Source organism: Pseudomonas sp. P4_C4, from assembly GCF_056402055.1.
On record NZ_JBFUID010000001.1, the window covers coordinates 195218 to 212931 of the forward strand.

Consider the following 17714-nt stretch of genomic DNA (forward strand, 5'->3'; position numbering starts at 1 on the left):
TCAAGCTGCCTGTTTTGCGGTGACGAACGCCGCAAGGCTCGCCACGTTACTGAAGTGATTACGTGTGTCCTTGGCATCGGCGTCGATCTTGATGCCGTACTTTTTCTGGATGGCCAGGCCCAGTTCCAGTGCGTCCACCGAGTCCAGGCCCAGGCCTTCGCCGAACAGCGTCTGTTCGTTGCCGATGTCTTCGGCGCTGATGTCTTCCAGGCCAAGGGCGTCGATGATAAGCATTTTGATATCACGGTGCAGATCGCTCATCTTCGGCGAGCTCCTTAATAAAGTAAGAATGTAGATAATCGTTGAGCTTGCGCGAGGCTTGCGGAGCCGGCCCCTGCGTGGCGAAAGTCTGTGGATCTATATCGGCACCGACCCGGAAACTGAAGTGCACGCGCCGCTTGGGGATGCGATACCAGGGCTCGGCCTTGGTCAATGTGGTCGGGTTGACCTTGATAATGACCGGGGTGAGGATTTTCGCACCCCGCAGGGCGATTGCCGCGGCGCCCCGATGAAAGGCCGGCGCCTGGCCGGGTTGGGTGCGCGTACCTTCCGGGAAAATGATCAGGGTCTGGCCGTCTTTCAGCGCGTCGGCAGCGGCGTCGAGCATGTCCATGCTGCCGTCGTTGCTGATGTATTCGGTGCAGCGCAGCGGTCCGCGGGTGAAAGGGTTTTCCCAGAGGCTTTGCTTGACCACGCAGTTGGCGTGACGCACCAGGCCGATCAGAAACACCACGTCGATCAGCGACGGGTGATTGGCAATGATCATTTGCCCGGGGCGACCGAGTTTTTCCGCGCCTTCAATGGTGTAGGTCAGTACGCCGGTGCGGGCCATGAAACGCACGAAAATCCAGAAACAGCGGCTGACCGTTTGCCGGGCCCGCAGCCGATGGGTCCGGGCGTCGCCCGGCAGGCAGTTCAGCACAGGGAAAATCACCAGGCGCAGGCACAGCCCGCCCAGCCCGAACAGGGCAAAGCTCGCGGCGGTGGCCAGCAAACGCCAGTAATAGGCGTCGCGGTTTTTCTCGGTCACGGGTTGCGTTGCCAGGTCCATACACGATTTTTCCAGGCATGTTGGCAGGTGGTTTGCTGGCCGAGCAGCATACGCAACAGATTCAGCGCGTGTGGCCAGCGGGATTTGGACAACACATCCGAGGGGCTGTTCAGGGACAACTGCCAGTCGGTACCGGGGGTGATCAGCAGGCCGACGGCATAAGGGAACGGCACGTCGTCGATCCAGGTTGAGTAAGCCTCGGGCGGCTGCTCTTCGGTGACCACCAGCAGTACCGCGCGAGCGCCTTCAGCCAGCAGCGCGGCAGCTTCCAGCATGCCGTGTTCCAGGCCATCACCTGCGGCGGCCAGGGCCGTCATTTCACTGGTTTCACCGCGCATGATCGACCACAAGCCAATAATCGCGTTATGCACAGACAAGCTGAACCGGGTCGGCGACAGCGGCTGATCGGCGGCCAGATCACTGAGAATGTCGACGGTGCGGGGCGTTTCGCCGTGACGGGAAACAAAGACCAATGGCAGATCCTGCCGACCTTCGGCCAATGGCCAGCCGACGCTGAAGGCCATCCGCGCCAGGCGGCTGAGCCGGCGGCGCTGCATGGCCGGCAGAAAAGAAACGTCGGGAGCGGCATCGCTGTCCGGCAGCACGGCCGGTTGTCGGCTCCAGGCCTGCCAATCGCTCACGCTTTCAAGCCCTGGGGCCCAGGCGCGCCATTGGGCGATGTTGAAGTTGATCACAGACATTCATCCCACCCTCACGGGCTTACTTGACGCGGGGGAGTGGCCGAGGGCCGAGACTTACCCTGCGTGGCGTTTGGCGCCGAGTGGCGCGCATTATCCCGGTGCCGGGAACGTGTAGCAAATGCTGGTTACATTTTGCTCAATAAGATGAAGCGGCTGACTCGAAAAAATTGAACGATTGGTAATTATTCACAAGGTTTTTTGCTCCGTCTGTCGGTTCTGGCGTCGAATCACCGAGCCGTTCAGGGCTTTTCAAGCAAGAGAAGGCAACTGACTGTGTAGTCCCTGTGCCGACAAGGTAGCGAAGCAACGCGGTGGACCACTACACTCGGTCATTCTTTGGTACACGGAGGTTTTGACATGCGGCGCGTGGTGTTCAATCAGAAAGGTGGCGTTGGCAAATCCAGTATTGCCTGTAATCTGGCGGCGGTCAGTGCCAGCGAGGGTTTTCGCACCTTGTTGGTGGATCTCGATGCCCAGGCCAACTCCACTCAATACCTGACGGGGCTCACCGGTAACGATATCCCGATGGGCATCGCCGACTTCTTCAAGCAGACGCTGTCTTCCGGGCCGTTCTCCAAAAAGAATCAGGTCGACATCTACGAAACCCCGTTCGATAACCTCCATGTCATTACCGCCACCGCCGAGCTGGCGGACTTGCAGCCAAAGCTTGAGGCCAAGCACAAGATCAACAAGCTGCGTAAGTTGCTTGAAGAACTGGGCGAAGACTACGACCGGATTTACCTCGATACTCCGCCCGCGCTGAATTTCTATGCGGTTTCAGCGTTGATTGCCGCCGATCGTGTGTTGATTCCCTTCGATTGCGACAGTTTTTCACGCCAGGCACTGTACGGCCTGATGGCCGAAATCGAAGAGTTGAAGGACGACCATAACGAAGGCCTGGAAGTCGAAGGCATCGTCGTCAACCAGTTCCAGGCCCGCGCCAGCCTGCCCCAGCAAATCCTCGACGAACTGATCGCCGAAGGCCTGCCGGTGTTGCCGGTGTACCTGGCCAGCTCGGTACGCATGCGCGAATCCCACCAGGCCAACACGCCGCTGATCCATCTCGACCCGCGGCACAAGCTGACCCAGCAATTCGTTGAGCTGCACAACTTGCTGGAAAACGCCTGAAAAACCTGTGGGAGCGAGCTTGCTCGCGATAGCGGTTTATCAGTCAACAGAGATGTTGAATATGAAGCCCTCATCGCGAGCAAGCTCGCTCCCACAGGGTCTGTGGTGCTTCAGATCCCCTGGCTACGCAACCAGCCCATCAGTTGCGGTAACGGGAAAGCCCCGCTCTGCCGGGCGACTTCCCGGCCGTTCTTGAACAGGATCAGGCTCGGAATCGAGCGAATCCCCAATTGCGCCGACAACTGCTGGTTCGCCTCGCTGTCCAGTTTGGCCAGCCGACACTTGCCCTCCAGTTGCCCGGCTGCCTGCTCGAACACCGGCGCAAACGACTTGCACGGCCCGCACCAGTCCGCCCACACGTCCACCAGCAGCGGCAGATCGCCCTTGATCTGGCTGGCGTAGTCGCCTTGCTTCAATTCGAACGGTTTGCTCAGCAGGACTTCGGCCTTGCAGCGCCCGCATTTCGGGTGGTCATTGAGGCGCTCGGCGGGAATGCGGTTGAGGCCGTTGCAGTGAGGGCAGGGGATGAGGAGTGGGTCGGTCATGAGCAAGATCCAATGGGAAGCTGATAACACCTAGTTGGAGACGTTTGCTCATATTTTCAATCGTGCAGCGACAGGCGATAAAACTAGGCTGAGTCGTGCTAAGCCACACCGCTGGTCTGCCAAGGATTATCGCAACTTGCGATATTTTTGATCTGTGATTAACTCCCCATAGCAAAGTGCGATAAGGATGTTGCATGCATGTTCTCACCGAAAAAAGAGTACGTGAAGCCAAGGCCAAATGGCCAATGGCAGCCAACGCGCTGGATCATTGGTATCAATTAGCCAAAGGAAGCAAACCGCCGGATTTTGCAGCGATGAGAGCCACATTCCCTGCTGTCGACAAGGTAGGTGAGTTTCATGTTTTCGATATCGGTGGTAACAAGTTGCGGCTGATAGCTTTTGTCAGATATCGATCGCAAAAGCTTTATATCAAGCATGTGCTGGATCACCGCGAATATGACCGCGGCAAATGGAAGGAGGAAAGAGCATGAGTGTCCTGATCAAAAGAGCTGCCGAGCACTGGGAATTCGTCTCACCGCTGCTTCGAAAGCCGAAAAGCGAAGATGACTATGACCTGCTGGCGCATGCGCTGGACGAGTTGCTCGAGATGACCGGCGATGATGAGTCCCACCCGCTGATGAGTCTGGTGGATATCATCGGTGACTGGATTGAGGAGTGGGACCATAAGCATCACCCGATGCCGAAGCCTGGCGGGGTCGAGGTTCTTGGCTACTTGATGCGTGAACACGGCCTGAGTCAGAGTGACCTGCCTGGCATCGGCCCTCAGTCTGTGGTTTCCGAGATCCTGAGTGGCAAGCGCCAGCTCAACCTGCGACAGATCCGCTGGCTGGCCGAGCGCTTTGGTGTGTCGGCAGAGGTCTTTATCTGACCCGCATCACGACGAACAACTGATCTCCAGATGCTTGCCCCACTCCGGTGGTCGCTCGGCATAACTTTCCATCCCCGGTTGTTCCACGAACGGATTGCTCAGCACCGCGTGCAGTCGGCGGACTTCCGAGTAGTCGCCGTTCTGCGCCGCCTCGATGGCCTTTTGCGCCAGGTAGTTGCGCAGGATGTACAGCGGGTTGACCGCGTGCATCCGCTGGCTGCGCTGATGTTGATCAAGCGTGCCTTCACGGGCCACCCGGGCGACGTAGAGTTCGCCCCAGGCATCAAAGCCCTTGAGGTCGACGAAGTCGTCACGCAAGCGGGTGATGGCCTGTTGCGGTGCTTCATCACCCAGGCGACGGAAAAACAGGCTGTAGTCGACGCCGCTGTTTTGCATCAGTTGCAGCAGGCCCTCCAGCAACTTCTGGTCGTCGTCTTCAGCAGTGGTCAGGCCGAGGCGGCGGCGCATCAGGTCCAGGTAATGGGCCTGGAACAGCGGCAGGTACAGGCCGAGGGTTTCGCGCAGGGCTTCGACGCTGATGAACGGCGTCAGGGCCTGGGCCAACGCGCTGAGGTTCCACTGGCCTATCGGCACCTGGTTGCTGAAGGAGTAGCGGCCCTGGTCGTCGGAGTGATTGCAGATGAAGTTGGCGTCGAAGTCGTCGAGGAAGGCGAACGGGCCGAAGTCGAAAGTAATCCCGAGGATCGACATGTTGTCGGTGTTCATCACCCCGTGGCAGAAGCCATAGGCCTGCCATTTGGCGATCAGTTCGGCATTGCGCTCGACCACTTCGCGGAACATCGCCAGGTACGGCTCTGGTTGTTCCAGGCACTCCGGGAAGTGCATGGCCAGCACGTGATCACCGAGCTCTTTCTGCTGCTCCGGGCGCTTGGTGTAGTAGAAATATTCGAAGTGCCCGAAGCGCACATGGCTCGGCGCCAGGCGCAGGACCATGGCCGCGCGCTCCTGCTTTTCGCGCCACACCGGGGTATCGGAGCCGATTACGCACAAGGCGCGGGTGGTCGGGATGTTCAGGGCGTTCAGGGCTTCGGAAGCGAGGAATTCGCGGATCGACGAACGCAGTACCGCCCTGCCATCGCCCATGCGTGAAAATGGCGTCTGGCCGGCGCCCTTGAGGTGCAGGTCCCAATGTTCGCCGGCCTCGTTGTACACCTCGCCGAGCAACAGGCCGCGACCGTCGCCCAGTTGCGGGTTGTAGGAACCGAACTGATGCCCGGAATAGACCATCGCCCTCGGGATCGCGTCGGCCCAGAGCTTATGGCCGCTGAACAGTTCGGCGAACTCCGGGGTTTCGGCCTCGGCCGGGTCAAGGTCCAGCAGCGCCATGGAGGCGGGGCTGGCCACGACCAGGCGCGGATTATCGATGGGCTCGGGCAGCACATGGGCGGAAAACGCATCGCCCAGGCGGTCGAAGCGATTATCGAAAGTGAGTTCGTCGAGGGCTTTCAAGGGCCGGCTCCAGCAGAATGTCCGAGCATTCTGCTGGGGAAAGGCCGGTTAGTCGAGTTCGGCGGCGGGCGGCTCTTTCGATGCCTTGCCGTCGACCAACGGCACGATGGTCTTCGCTTCCGGCTCGATCGGCACCATCTTGTATTCCTGGCCGTGGAGGTTCTTGAGGTAGACCTCCATCTGCCGGAACGAGATGTTGATGTGCTGCTTCTTGAACTCGCGGTTGATGAAGCGGTTGACCTCGTCGAGTACCGGGTTGCGGTCGCCGAGGTCGCGCACGTGCATGCGCAACTCGTGGTCGAGGGTGCTTTCGCCGAAATTCAGGAAGTACACGTGTGGCTCCGGGTCTTTCAGGACGCGCGGGTTATCGCGCGCGGCCTTGAGCAACAGCTCTTTCACCAGGTCCAGGTCCGAGCCGTAGTCGACACCGAGCTTGAGGGTCACCCGGGTGATGGTGTCGGTCAGCGACCAGTTGATCAGTTGCCCGGTAATGAACGTCTTGTTCGGGACAATGATGTCCTTGCGGTCGAAGTCGGTGATGGTCGTAGCACGGATGCGGATCTTGCTTACGGTCCCCGACAGGTTGCCGATGGTGATGGTGTCACCGATCCGCACCGGGCGTTCGAACAGGATCATGATGCCGGAAATGAAGTTGGCGAAGATCTCCTGCATGCCGAAACCGAGACCGACCGACAGTGCCGCCACCAGCCATTGCAACTTGTCCCAGCTTACGCCGAGGGTCGACAGCGTCGAGACGAAACCGACGCCGGCGATCACGTAGGACAGCAATGTGGTGGTCGCGTAGGCGCTGCCCTGGGCCAGGTTGAGTTTCGACAGCACGAACACTTCCAGCAGACCGGGCAGGTTGCGCGCCAGGGCGAAGGTGATACCGATGATGATCAGCGCGCCGAGCATGTCGCCGATGCTGATCGGCACCATGCTCATATTAGCGCCGGTGCCGCTGGTGTATTCGTAGAGCGTGACATTGTCCAGGTACGAGAACACCGTGATCAGGTCGGCCCAGACCCAATACAGTGCCGCCATGAAGCCACCGAGCAACGCCAGGCGGATCAGGCGCAGGGACTGTTCGTTGACCTTCTCGATGTCCATCGTCGGTTCTTCGATCACGGCTTCGCCATCGCCGGCCTCCTTGGCGGCCAGTCGTTTGGCCCGGGCGCGCTGGTAGGCCAGACGCCTGGCCGCCACGCTGAGGCCGCGCACGAAAGTGGCTTCGATCACCAGCCAGAACATCAGCAGGTACAGGGTGTTGATCAAGCGGTCGCTGAGCTTGAGCGCGGTGTAGTAGTAGCCGAAGCACACGGCCACGAACAACGCGACGGGTAGGGCGGTGAACAGGATCCCCACCAGTTTGCGGAACAGCGAGGCGTTCTCGTGGGTCGGGCTGCTGATGAGCAAGCGGCTGAGCAGCAAGGTCATCAAGGCGTAGCAGATGAGCACCACCGGCATGCCGATCACGTCATCGGCCAGCGCCGCCGGTTGCTGTTCGGCAACGGCGACTACGGTCACCAGTGCCATCACCACTATGCCGAGGCGGCGGACCCATCTGCGCAGGAATTCCACCTGGGGTTTTTCCCAGCGGAAATGCAGTTCTGCCACACCACCCGGTGCGAGGATCCGGTAGGCGGTGTAGAACACCAGCCAGGCCCCGGCCATTTGCAGCAGCGCCGCGCCCATATTGGCGTTCTGCCCACGGGCGTCGATTCGCAGGGCCAGCCCGCACAAGGCGAGGCCCAGGGAAACCGGCATCGCCAGCAGAATATTGATCAGAATCGCCTGCGGCGTGTGCCACTGGCTATCGCGTTTGAAGTGACCGATGTCCTGGTGAACCTTGTTCAGTCGCGCGTACAGATTCTTGCGCCGCCACAGCAGTGCGCCGATCAGCAGGGCCAGCGGCAGGAACAGCAGCGGGCGCTGGGTCAGGCCGTCGGTCAGTTCGCTCAGGCTTGAAAGAACCGGTAGTGAATCGAGTTGCCGCTGGAGGCGATCCGGCACACTGCTGATCCACTCCAGCTCCAGCGGCTTGTTGCTGGGAATCCAGAACATTTGCTCATCGAGCGTCGCCCGCAGGCTTTGCGCCGTGCTGAGCAGTTGTTTCTGGTTCAGTTGCAGGGTGATGGATTCATTGAGCACCGCGCTCAGTTCGCGATTGAGGCGTTCCAGCAGGTCGGTGCGGGTGGTGGCCAGCTCCATCAGGCTTTTGCGCAGTTGTGGCGTGACTTGCTCGGGCGGCTGGGTCGACAGCAGGTTTTCGACATAGGTGGTCGGATTGCTCAGCAACTCCCGTTGCTGGCTGACTTCGAATTGGTACAGGCGAATGTCGGCGATCTGATCGGCCAGGTTGCGGTCGAGCCGCAGGCGCGGCAACGCCTGTTTCTGTTTGTAGAGAATCTTCGAGAGCAGCAGGCTGCCTTTGAGCACGTTGATTTGCTCGTCCAGGGCCGAGTCGCTCTGGGTCAGGCTGTCCAGCTGTTGCTTGGTCTGCAGGTTTTGCTGGGTGACTTCGTTGAGACGGTCGGTGCTTTTGAGCAGGTAGTCCGAAAGTTTCAGGTTGGTCGCGCTTTCGGTGGCCAGCAGGCTGCTGCCGCCGGCCTTCTGCGCTTCGATGGATTGCTGGGTGACCGTTTCCTGGGACAACGCCAGACGCTTCTGGTTGATCAGGGTTTGCAGTTCCTGGATTTCCCGATCCAGGCGGTCGGATCGCTCCGACAACAGGTCGTGCTGGCTGTTGCCGAGGTCCTGCAATTGGGTATTGCCGGCCAGTTCCTGGCGCCGTAGCGGGATCAGGGCGTTCAGCGCTGCAAGCTCGGCATTGAGCTGGTCGCGCTGCTCGGCGCTCAAGGCCTTGCCGCCGTCCTTGCCGTTCTTGAGGATGGTATTGATCTGCTGAATGCGCGTCTGGCTGCTGGAGATCTCCGCCTGGGCGCGCTCGGGGCGGGTCTGGGCGGTGATGATCAGGCTGTTGGCATCGGCCAGGGCTTTTTGCAGGTCGCTTTGCTGGGTGGAACGCTCGGTGAGCATTTGCTCAAGCTGCTGGATCGGTTCTTTGGCGAATCGCTGCGCCACCGGCACCACGTTACTGGCTTTGAGGCGGGTCAGTTCCCGCTGGTTCTCGACGGTCTGTTTGGGCGCATTGTTCAATTGCTGCTTGAGCGCGGTCAGTTTCTGCTCGTAGTCACGCTTGTTGTTGAGCTGGTTCAGCGTGCTTTGCAGGACGGTTTGCAGGGCCTTCTGATCGGCTTCCGGCAGTTTGCGGTCGGCGATCTTGTCCAGGCTCGCCTGCACGGCTTCGCTGGAAGGCGGTTCGGCCGCTTGCAAAGTACTGACAGAGAGACTCAAACCCAGCAGGGCGATGGCGAAGATGGAGCGCAGATTAGGCATAAAGACCGGTCAAGCAAGTGATAGTGGAAGCAGTTTAGAGGAAGAGTCCGGGACCCGGGCGACTTCCTTCGGGGAATCTGACGCCCACTTTGCCGATCTTGTTCCCGTCCATGACCGCCACGGTCCAGATGGTGTTGTTCCATTCAACCTGGTCACCCACCACCGGCGCGCCGCCGACCTTATGGGCAATGAAGTGGCCCAGGGACATGTCCGGATCGATGCCTTCGACCTTCAGGCCATAGAGGGCCGCAACCGCGGCCAGCTGGGCGTCTCCTTCGAGTACGAAGTCGCCGAAGAAGCGCAGATCGAGGCCCCGTTGTGGCGCCTGGCTGAAGAGTTTTCCGAGGGCCGGCAGGTTGTGTTCATGGCCGATAACACACAGCAAATCATCGACTTCGAGCACCGTACTACCCGACGGATGGAGCAATTGTTGGCCACGAAACAGGGCGGCGATACGGGTGCCTTCGGGCATTTTCAGCTCGCGCAGGGGCGAACCGATGCACCATTTTTCCGCGCCGAGGCGATAAACGAACAGCTCCCACTCACTGGTGACATGCACTTCCAGGGCCGAGCGGGAGATGGGCGCAGGCTCCGGGGGCACCGTCACCTTCAGCAGCTTGGCGACCCACGGCAGGCTCGTGCCCTGAACCAGCAGCGACACCAGCACGATAAAAAAGGCGAGGTTGAAGTACAGCTGGGCGTTGGGCAGGCCGGCCATCAGCGGGAACACCGCGAGAATGATCGGGACCGCGCCGCGCAGGCCGACCCAGGAAATGAACGCTTTTTCGCGACCATGGAACGCCTTGAACGGCAACAGGCCAACCATCACTGAGAATGGCCGGGCAAACAGAATCATCCACAGCGCCAGGGCCAGTGCTGGCAAGGCGATAGGCAGCAGATCGTGAGGCGTCACCAGCAGCCCCAGCACCAGGAACATGCCGATCTGCGCCAGCCAGGCCATGCCGTCGAGCATATGCAGGATGCCGTGGCGGCTGCGCACCGGGCGGTTGCCGATCATCAATCCACACAGGTACACGGCGAGGAAGCCGCTGCCGTGCAGGGCGTTGGTCAGGGCAAACACCACCAGGCCACCGGCGATGACCAGAATCGGATACAGGCCGGTGGCCAGGTTGATGCGGTTGACCAGTTGCAGCATGAGCCAGCCGCCGCCCAGGCCGATGACGCCACCGATGCCGAATTCGCGCAACAGGTGGGTCAGCAGGCTCCAGTGCAGGCCGGTCTGGCCGCTGGCGAGCATGTCGATCAGGGTAACGGTGAGGAACACCGCCATCGGGTCGTTGCTGCCGGATTCGATTTCAAGGCTGGCGGTTACCCGTTCGTTCAGGCCTTTACCGCCCAATAGCGAGAACACCGCCGCGGCATCGGTGGAGCCGACGATGGCGCCGATCAGCAGGCCCTGGATCAGGTTCAGGTTGAACAGCCAGGCGGCCGCCATGCCGGTCAGCCCGGTGGTAATCAACACGCCGACCGTGGCCAGCGAGAGCGCCGGCCATAACGCCACGCGGAAACTCGACACCCGGGTGCGCAGGCCGCCGTCGAGCAGGATCACCGCCAGCGCGAGGTTACCGACCAGATAGGCCGTGGGGTAGTTATCAAAAAGAATGCCGGCGCCATCGACACCGGCCGCCATGCCGACGGCCAGGATAATCACCAGAATCGGGATGCCGAGACGGGACGAAAGTGAGCTCACCAGAATGCTCGCACCTACCAGCAACGCGCCGATCAAGAACAGGCTGTTGATGGTCGTCGCATTCAAAGGCAGTACTCCAGAAAGCTGAAAGGCGGGCGCAAACTGACCATGCAGTCTGCGTGCCAGCGATTCTAACCTGTTGAAATGTGATGCTGTCAAAAAGCTTTTGCTGCTCAAAAGATCGCAGCCTGCGGCAGCTCCTACACAGGGATGTGTGTTTTCCTGTAGGAGCTGCCGCAGGCTGCGATCTTTTTGCTTTATAGCTTAAAGGCTAAACCGCCCAACCAGTGTGTTCAGGTCCACCGCCAGGCGCGACAGCTCATTGCTCGCCGCACTCGTCTGATTTGCCCCGGTGGCCGACTGCACCGACAGGTCACGAATGTTCACCAGGTTGCGATCCACTTCACGGGCCACCTGCGCCTGTTCTTCGGCGGCGCTGGCGATAACCAGGTTGCGCTCGTTGATTTCGACGATGGCGCTGTTGATGGTGTCCAGCGACATCCCGGCGCCGCGGGCGATGTTCAGGGTCGATTCGGCGCGTTCGGTGCTGTTGCGCATCGAGTCCACCGCGTGCTCGGTACCGCTCTGGATGCTGCCGATCATGCGTTCGATTTCGCTGGTCGACTGCTGGGTGCGGTGGGCCAGGGCACGAACCTCGTCGGCCACTACGGCGAAACCACGACCGGCCTCACCGGCGCGTGCGGCCTCGATGGCGGCGTTCAAGGCCAGCAGGTTGGTCTGGTCGGCCAGGCCACGGATCACATCCAGCACCTTGCCGATGTCGCGTGACTCGTTGGCCAGGTCGCCGATCAGGGTGGCGGTGCTCTGCACGTCGGCGCTCATGCGTTCGATGGCGCTCACGGTTTCCTGTACCAGGTCACGGCCGTCGCCGGCAGATGTGGTGGCGTTCTTCGACGCCTCGGACGTGCTGACCGCGTTGCGCGCGACTTCTTCCACGGCGCTGGTCATTTCGTTGACCGCCGTGGCGGCCTGTTCGATTTCGTTGTTCTGTTGGGTCAGGCCTCGGGCGCTTTCGTCAGTAACGCTGTTGAGTTCTTCGGCAGCGGACGCCAGCTGCGTGGCCGAGCCGGAAATGCGCTGCAGCGTGTCACGCAGCTTGTCCTGCATCTTCGACATGGCCAGCAGCAAGCGGCCGGCTTCGTCTTTGCCGTCGACGTTGATCGGGCGCGTCAGGTTGCCTTCGGCAATCTGTTCGGCGGCGCTCAGGGCGTTGGCTATCGGTTGGGTGATGCTGTTGGTCAGCAACCAGGCGAACAGCAACGTCAGGGCGGTGGCGATCACCAACAGGGAGATCACCAGGTTGAACGCCGAATCATACTGATCGGCTGCCTGCTGGTTAGTGTCGTGGCTCTGCTGGGTGTTGATCTCCAGCAGGCGGTTCAACACGGCGTTGATCGCTTCGGAGTTGTTGAGCAAATCGGTGTTGAGCAAGCTGCGCAGTTCGTCGACCTGATTGTTGCGCGACAGGGTCTTCATCCGGTCTTCGATCTGGCGGTACTGACCCAGCAGCTGTACGTATTGATCGTAGGCCGCACGTTCCTGCGGGCTGGCGATCAGCTTTTCGTAGGTCGCCTGGGCGGCGCGAATCTGCTGGTTACGCGTCTCCAGCAATTCCACGGTTTTCTGCTGCACGTCAGGCTCGCGATTCACCAGCAAACGGTAGGACAGCACGCGCAGGCGCAAGGTGAGCTGGGTGAACTCGTCCAGGCTCTTGATGCTCGGCACACTGTTGTTGGTGATGTTTTCGGCGGCGCCGCGGATCTTGCTCATCTGATTCAAGGAAAACACCCCCAGAACCATCATCAAGCCGCCGATCAGGGCAAAGCTGAGGAACGCCCGAGGGGCGATATTCATATTACGAAGGGACATGGCGATCACCGAAAATAGCGCATCCGTGCGGGGCTGAGGCTGCTGTATGGATGACTTATCGGTCGCCTGGCTGAAGTCTTGAGCCCCCCGTGTTTTAGCCGGTTGCACCTTGTGGCGACGAAGTGCAGGAACCAGATTGGCCAATCACAGTCTTTAAAACTCGCGAGGAAGGTCGCCCGTCAGCAAAATCAAGGCTTTGCGCCTGTATAACCCTGGCATCCAGGGTGACTTTTCTTTATCGTACGCGCCCTTTGAAAAAGCCCGGAAAATCAAAATGTTGGAAGCATCCCTAAGCCAATTGGAACAACTGGTCAGCGACCTGGTGCAACAGAACCAGAACCTGACCGCGGAACTGGCCCAGGCCAAAGATGAAAACGAAAGCCTGCAACTGAGCCTGATGGAACACGAAGAGAAGCAAGGCGCCACGGCGGCTCGCATTCAGGCCCTGGTTGAACGCGTCAGCGCAGGTCCTGTCAGCGCATGAGTTACAACGCCGCAGGGGTAAAAGTCGTCTCGATCCTGGGAGAGGACTATTCGATCAAGGCACCGGCCGGGGAAGAACAGACCCTGCTGGACGCCGCGATGATGTTGAAGGCAGCCCTGGCCGAAACCAAGAGGAAGTACCCGACGCTGATCGGTGACCGCCTGCTGGTGCTGGCGGCGATGAATCTGTGCTCCCAGCAGATCGAAATGCAGAAACAGCACAAGCTCGAACTCGACCGTTACCAAGAGCAAGTCAGCGCCACGGTTGAAGTGATCTCCAAGACGATCAATCAGGCCTGATCGGCTTTGCGCACAACCAAAGAATAGATTGTCGGTTGGTTTGTATACAATCGGCACGGCTGTTGCAGTGTTTCAGCCTCTTATTCTTTGGGGGTGCTCCATGCAGTTCTGGCGACGCAGTATTCAATGGCAGTTGATCCTGAGTATGGGCAGCGCCTTGCTGGTCAGTATTCTGATCGTGGTTGGCATCTATACCCTGGTGGTTAACCGCCTCGCCCAGAGCTATCTGGTCGAGCAAGCCTTGCCGTCGAGCATCGAAGCGATGCGCAACGACATCGAACGCATCCTGGTCCAACCGCTCACCGCCGCCAAGGACATCGCCAGCAACAGCATGGTGCGCGACTGGCTGGCAGGGGGTGAAGACGGTGCCCGGGCCAGCACCTTTACTACCTATCTCGAAGGCATCCGCGCCGAGCACAAGGCCTTTACCGCGATTATTGTCGGCACCGCGTCCAACCATTACTTCACCGAAAAAGGCCTGGACCGGACCCTCAGTCGTTCCAATCCGAAAGATGCCTGGTTCTACTCGTTCCTCGACAGCAACCAGCCGCGCACTCTCAACATCGATAACGACACGGCCACCGGAGAATTGGCGCTTTTCATCGACTTCAAAGTCGAGCAGGCCGGTAAAGTCGTGGGCGTTGCCGGGCTGGGCCTGAGCATGAAAGAGCTGTCGGAGCTGATCCACAACTTCAGCTTCGGTGAGCGCGGCAAGGTCTATCTCGTGCGTTCCGACGGTTTGATCCAGGTGCATCCCGAGGCGCAATTGAGTGGCAAACGAACTTTGACCGAGCAGATTGGTGCTACGGCGGCACAATCGGTGATGAGTCAAAAAGCTGCCACCAGCAGCGGCTTCCAGCGTGACGGTGAAGACCTCCTCGCGTTAAGCCTGCCATTGCGTGATCTCGGCTGGACCCTGGTGGCCGAAGTGCCGCAATCACAGATTTACGCCGAAGCCCGCCGCGCCATGTGGATGAGCAGTGGCATCGGCCTGGCGGTGGCGATTGTGTGCCTGCTGCTGGTGGTGTTGCTGGCCCGTGGGTTGGTACGACCGATTCGTCAGGTAACAGCGGCACTGGTGGCCATCGGTAGCGGTGGTGGCGATTTGACCCAGCGGTTAGATTCCAGCCGCGCCGATGAGCTGGGCGATCTGGCTCGCGGTTTCAATCGGTTCCTGGATAGCCAGCGCGACATGATCGGCGAAGTACTGACCACCAGCGAACGATTGCGTACGGCTGTGGGGCAAGTGGCCAGAGTTGTGGACAACACCGCCGAACGCTCCGGCCGCCAGCAGGAAATGACCGACATGGTCGCCACTGCGGTTCACGAAATGGGTCTGACCGTTCAGGAAATCGCCCAAAATGCCGGCAATGCGGCGGTCGCGTCGCAAACGGCTCGGGATGAGGCGATGCAGGCACGGGAAGTGGTGGGTGGCTCGATCCGGCATATTGAAAGCATGTCCGACGAAATCGGCGTCGCCGCCAGCGCTGTGGGTGAATTGGCGCATCAGGTGGCGTCGATCGATCAGGTGCTGGCGGTGATTCGCGGGATTTCCGAGCAGACCAACCTGCTGGCGCTCAACGCCGCTATCGAAGCGGCGCGAGCCGGAGACATGGGGCGTGGATTTGCCGTGGTGGCCGATGAAGTGCGCACCCTGGCGCGGCGCACTCAAGCCTCCACCGATGAAATCCAGCAGATGATCGGCAGCCTCAAGCAAGGTGCAGAAAACGCGGTGTCGTCGATGCATTCCGGGCAGGCCGCGACGGGCACGGGTGTCGAGTCGAGCCAGCGTACCGGCGCCTCGTTGACCGCGATTACCGGACAAGTGGAACGCATCAGCGATATGAACCATCAGGTGGCGACGGCGACGGAAGAGCAATCGGCGGTGACCGAAGAAATCAATCGCAACGTGCAGGGCATTTCCGACCTGGCGCGGGCGACGGCGGGGGAGGTCAGGGCTTGTCGGGATGATTGCCAGACGTTGCAGCGGTTGGCGGATGATCTGGCGCGGCAGATGGGTGGGTTTCGGTTGAATTAAAAGATCAAAAGATCGCAGCCTTCGGCAGCTCCTACATGTGGAATGCGTTCCTCTGTAGGAGCTGCCGAAGGCTGCGATCTTTTTTGTGGCCGTTACACCAATCTATACCTGATCAGAACCACTCATCCTGCATGCCCAGGCACACATCATCCCGAGCTTCAAGAATCGCCAGCTCATGGTGGCAACCCGGCACTTCCCACGTCAGGAAGTAGCGCGCCGCCTGCAGCTTGCCTTTATAGAAACTGACATCCGCCGCATTGCCCTTGGCTAAACCTTCTTCGGCACGGATCGCCTGCTCCAGCCAGCGCCAACCAATCACCGTGTGACCAAACACCTTCAGGTACAGCGCCGAGTTCGCCAGGCTGCTGTTGACCTTGCCTTGTGCCAGATCAGTCAGCAGGCCGATGGTCACGGTTTGCAGGCGCGCCACCAGCTTTTCCAGCGGTTCGCGCAGCGACGTCAGCGACTCAAACGCCTGGGCGCGCTCGGCGGTGTCGGCGATCAGGCGAATCAGCTGCTTGAGCCCCGCACCGCCGTTCTGCGCCAGTTTGCGGCCCAGCAGGTCCAGCGACTGAATGCCGTGGGTGCCTTCGTGGATCAGGTTCAGGCGGTTATCGCGGTAGTACTGTTCCACCGGGTATTCGCGAGTGTAGCCGTGGCCGCCGAGGATCTGGATCGCCAGTTCGTTGGCCTTCAGGCAGAACTCCGATGGCCAGGATTTGACGATTGGCGTCAGCAGGTCCAGCAGTTCATGGGCCTGCTTGCGTTCGGCTTCGGTCGCAAGGGTGGTGGTGTCATCGAACAGCCGCGCCGCATAAAGACCCAAGTCAAATGAACCTTCAACGTAAGCCTTTTGTATCAGCAGCATGCGTTTGACGTCAGCGTGCTGAATGATCGCCACCGGCGCGGTGTTCGGGTCCTTGCTGTCCGGCACGCGGCCCTGTGGACGCTCGCGAGCGTATTCCAGCGAATACAGATAGCCCGCGTAACCAAGCATCACGGCACCCATGCCGACGCCAATCCGCGCTTCGTTCATCATCTGGAACATGTAGCTCAAGCCCTGGTGCGGCTTGCCCACCAGATAGCCGACGCATTCGCCGTTATCGCCGAAATTCAGCGCGGTGGACGTGGTGCCCCGCCAGCCCATCTTGTGGAACAGCCCGGCCAGCAGCACGTCGTTGCGCTGGCCGAGGCTGCCGTCATCGTTGACCAGGAACTTGGGCACGATAAACAGCGAAATGCCCTTCACCCCGGCCGGCGCGTCCGGCAGCTTGGCCAGCACCATGTGCACGATGTTTTCCGACAGCGGGTGATCGCCGCCGGAGATGAAGATCTTGTTGCCCTTGAGGCGATAAGTGCCGTCGGGCGCCGGTTCCGCGCGGGTACGAATATCCGACAGCGACGAACCCGCGTGGGGTTCGGTCAGGGCCATGGTGCCGAAGAAACGGCCGTCGATCATCGGTTGCAGGAAGCGGCGCTTCTGCTCATCGGTGCCGAAGCTTTCGATCAGGTTGGCCGCGCCCATGGTCAGGAACGGGTACGACGTCGAAGCAGCATTGGCCGATTGAAAGTGCGCGAAGCAGGCCTGGGACAGCAGCGTAGGAAGCTGCATGCCGCCGGCGTCGAAACTGCGCCCGGCGTTGAGGAAACCGGCTTCGAGGAAGGCATCCACCGCCGGTTTCACTTCCGGAATCAGAATCGCCTGACCGTTTTCATAGCGCGGCTCGTTCTCGTCGCCCTTGCGGTTGTGCGGGGCGAAGAACTTCTCGGCGATGCTGCGGGCGGTGCCAATGGCCGCATCGAAGGTTTCGCGATTGTGCTCGGCGAAACGCTCACGCTGGGTCAGGCCCTCGGCATCAAGGACTTCATACAGCTCGAAAGCCAGATTGCGGGAACTGAGCAACGTCTCGGACATGGCGGCCTACCTTTTATTGGAGTGGGCCGAGTCTAGGCTTGGGAATAAAGACTGAACAGGATGATTGATCTTGGTGATGGAGAAGCAAAAGATCGCAGCCTTCGGCAGCTCCTACATTGGAATGCGTTCCCCTGTAGGAGCTGCCGAAGGCTGCGATCTTTTGATCTTGCTTCTAAAGCACCGGGCGGCCATTG

The 17714-nt window shown here is 60.2% G+C and carries 15 protein-coding genes and 2 pseudogenes; 7 read left to right on the plus strand and 10 right to left on the minus strand.

Annotated elements, in window-relative coordinates; genetic code table 11:
- From AC1DXW_RS00905 to AC1DXW_RS00915, 3 genes are read right to left on the minus strand one after another with little or no spacing between them, the layout of a single operon-like run.
- Complete coding sequence (locus tag AC1DXW_RS00905; protein ID WP_095943238.1) at nt 1-261, minus strand: phosphopantetheine-binding protein; 261 nt, start codon at nt 259-261, stop codon at nt 1-3.
- Nucleotides 242-1051, minus strand: coding sequence for a lysophospholipid acyltransferase family protein (locus AC1DXW_RS00910; RefSeq protein WP_477752137.1), 810 nt, complete (start codon nt 1049-1051; stop codon nt 242-244). Before AC1DXW_RS00910 ends, AC1DXW_RS00905 begins: the two co-directional genes overlap by 20 nt.
- Nucleotides 1027-1752: a beta-ketoacyl synthase chain length factor gene (locus tag AC1DXW_RS00915; RefSeq protein WP_477752136.1), complete on the minus strand. Its 726-nt coding sequence runs from the start codon at nt 1750-1752 to the stop codon at nt 1027-1029. Before AC1DXW_RS00915 ends, AC1DXW_RS00910 begins: the two co-directional genes overlap by 25 nt.
- A 357-nt stretch (nt 1753-2109) precedes the next feature.
- Here AC1DXW_RS00915 and AC1DXW_RS00920 point away from each other — a divergent pair, with 357 nt between their 5' ends.
- Nucleotides 2110-2880: a ParA family protein gene (locus AC1DXW_RS00920; RefSeq protein ID WP_477752135.1), complete on the plus strand. Its 771-nt coding sequence runs from the start codon at nt 2110-2112 to the stop codon at nt 2878-2880.
- 110 nt (nt 2881-2990) lie between these two features.
- On the opposite strand, the gene trxC is transcribed toward AC1DXW_RS00920, so the two are convergent.
- Nucleotides 2991-3425, minus strand: coding sequence for a thioredoxin TrxC (gene trxC / locus AC1DXW_RS00925; protein WP_477752134.1), 435 nt, complete (start codon nt 3423-3425; stop codon nt 2991-2993).
- Nucleotides 3426-3619: 194 nt separating this feature from the next.
- Between trxC and AC1DXW_RS00930 the strand changes: the two genes are divergently transcribed.
- The gene (locus AC1DXW_RS00930; RefSeq protein WP_108216275.1) at nt 3620-3916 is read left to right on the plus strand and encodes a type II toxin-antitoxin system HigB family toxin; all 297 of its coding nucleotides are present in this window, start codon (nt 3620-3622) and stop codon (nt 3914-3916) included.
- Nucleotides 3913-4314 carry a helix-turn-helix domain-containing protein gene (locus AC1DXW_RS00935; RefSeq protein ID WP_477752133.1) on the plus strand — a complete coding sequence of 134 codons (402 nt, stop codon included), beginning with the start codon at nt 3913-3915 and terminating at the stop codon, nt 4312-4314. Before AC1DXW_RS00930 ends, AC1DXW_RS00935 begins: the two co-directional genes overlap by 4 nt.
- Before the next feature lie 6 nt (nt 4315-4320).
- On the opposite strand, the gene selO is transcribed toward AC1DXW_RS00935, so the two are convergent.
- The 5 genes and pseudogenes from selO to AC1DXW_RS00960 form a co-directional block, all read right to left on the minus strand.
- On the minus strand, nt 4321-5784 hold the full coding sequence (selO, locus tag AC1DXW_RS00940; protein ID WP_477752132.1) for a protein adenylyltransferase SelO: 1464 nt from the start codon (nt 5782-5784) through the stop codon (nt 4321-4323).
- Between the two features lie 48 nt (nt 5785-5832).
- Nucleotides 5833-9183 carry a mechanosensitive channel MscK gene (gene mscK / locus AC1DXW_RS00945; RefSeq protein WP_477752131.1) on the minus strand — a complete coding sequence of 1117 codons (3351 nt, stop codon included), beginning with the start codon at nt 9181-9183 and terminating at the stop codon, nt 5833-5835.
- A 34-nt stretch (nt 9184-9217) separates the two neighbouring features.
- A complete protein-coding gene (locus AC1DXW_RS00950) occupies nt 9218-10960 on the minus strand; it encodes a potassium/proton antiporter (protein WP_477752130.1) in 1743 nt (580 codons plus the stop codon).
- A gap of 198 nt (nt 10961-11158) precedes the next feature.
- Nucleotides 11159-12031: a methyl-accepting chemotaxis protein gene (locus tag AC1DXW_RS00955; protein WP_477759728.1), complete on the minus strand. Its 873-nt coding sequence runs from the start codon at nt 12029-12031 to the stop codon at nt 11159-11161.
- Nucleotides 12014-12784: pseudogene (locus AC1DXW_RS00960) on the minus strand (MCP four helix bundle domain-containing protein); the annotation flags it as partial. The gene AC1DXW_RS00955 and the pseudogene AC1DXW_RS00960, both read right to left, overlap by 18 nt.
- 274 nt (nt 12785-13058) lie before the next feature.
- On the opposite strand from AC1DXW_RS00960, the gene AC1DXW_RS00965 reads away from it, so the two are divergent.
- From AC1DXW_RS00965 to AC1DXW_RS00980, 4 genes and pseudogenes are all read left to right on the plus strand, one after another.
- Nucleotides 13059-13268 carry a hypothetical protein gene (locus tag AC1DXW_RS00965; RefSeq protein ID WP_095943263.1) on the plus strand — a complete coding sequence of 70 codons (210 nt, stop codon included), beginning with the start codon at nt 13059-13061 and terminating at the stop codon, nt 13266-13268.
- The gene (locus tag AC1DXW_RS00970) at nt 13265-13567 is read left to right on the plus strand and encodes a cell division protein ZapA (protein ID WP_007981180.1); all 303 of its coding nucleotides are present in this window, start codon (nt 13265-13267) and stop codon (nt 13565-13567) included. Before AC1DXW_RS00965 ends, AC1DXW_RS00970 begins: the two co-directional genes overlap by 4 nt.
- Before the next feature lie 145 nt (nt 13568-13712).
- Nucleotides 13713-14741, plus strand: a pseudogene (locus AC1DXW_RS00975) (HAMP domain-containing protein); the annotation flags it as partial.
- Between the two features lie 132 nt (nt 14742-14873).
- Nucleotides 14874-15605 (plus strand): methyl-accepting chemotaxis protein, encoded by a 732-nt coding sequence (locus AC1DXW_RS00980; RefSeq protein WP_477759729.1) that lies wholly within the window; start codon nt 14874-14876, stop codon nt 15603-15605.
- A gap of 112 nt (nt 15606-15717) precedes the next feature.
- Here the strand turns inward: AC1DXW_RS00980 and AC1DXW_RS00985 are convergent, their stop codons facing one another.
- Nucleotides 15718-17520: an acyl-CoA dehydrogenase gene (locus tag AC1DXW_RS00985; protein WP_477755965.1), complete on the minus strand. Its 1803-nt coding sequence runs from the start codon at nt 17518-17520 to the stop codon at nt 15718-15720.
- Nucleotides 17521-17714 lie beyond the last annotated feature (194 nt).

What these genes read in the sequence shown, in the direction of transcription:
- AC1DXW_RS00905 (WP_095943238.1), bottom strand. Translation starts at nt 261, where the DNA reads ATGAGCGATCTGCACCGTGATATCAAAATGCTTATCATCGACGCCCTT.
- AC1DXW_RS00910 (WP_477752137.1), bottom strand. Translation starts at nt 1,051, where the DNA reads ATGGACCTGGCAACGCAACCCGTGACCGAGAAAAACCGCGACGCCTAT.
- AC1DXW_RS00915 (WP_477752136.1), bottom strand. Translation starts at nt 1,752, where the DNA reads ATGTCTGTGATCAACTTCAACATCGCCCAATGGCGCGCCTGGGCCCCA.
- AC1DXW_RS00920 (WP_477752135.1), top strand. Translation starts at nt 2,110, where the DNA reads ATGCGGCGCGTGGTGTTCAATCAGAAAGGTGGCGTTGGCAAATCCAGT.
- trxC (WP_477752134.1), bottom strand. Translation starts at nt 3,425, where the DNA reads ATGACCGACCCACTCCTCATCCCCTGCCCTCACTGCAACGGCCTCAAC.
- AC1DXW_RS00930 (WP_108216275.1), top strand. Translation starts at nt 3,620, where the DNA reads ATGCATGTTCTCACCGAAAAAAGAGTACGTGAAGCCAAGGCCAAATGG.
- AC1DXW_RS00935 (WP_477752133.1), top strand. Translation starts at nt 3,913, where the DNA reads ATGAGTGTCCTGATCAAAAGAGCTGCCGAGCACTGGGAATTCGTCTCA.
- mscK (WP_477752131.1), bottom strand. Translation starts at nt 9,183, where the DNA reads ATGCCTAATCTGCGCTCCATCTTCGCCATCGCCCTGCTGGGTTTGAGT.
- AC1DXW_RS00955 (WP_477759728.1), bottom strand. Translation starts at nt 12,031, where the DNA reads ATGTCGAAGATGCAGGACAAGCTGCGTGACACGCTGCAGCGCATTTCC.
- AC1DXW_RS00965 (WP_095943263.1), top strand. Translation starts at nt 13,059, where the DNA reads ATGTTGGAAGCATCCCTAAGCCAATTGGAACAACTGGTCAGCGACCTG.
- AC1DXW_RS00970 (WP_007981180.1), top strand. Translation starts at nt 13,265, where the DNA reads ATGAGTTACAACGCCGCAGGGGTAAAAGTCGTCTCGATCCTGGGAGAG.
- AC1DXW_RS00980 (WP_477759729.1), top strand. Translation starts at nt 14,874, where the DNA reads ATGGTCGCCACTGCGGTTCACGAAATGGGTCTGACCGTTCAGGAAATC.
- AC1DXW_RS00985 (WP_477755965.1), bottom strand. Translation starts at nt 17,520, where the DNA reads ATGTCCGAGACGTTGCTCAGTTCCCGCAATCTGGCTTTCGAGCTGTAT.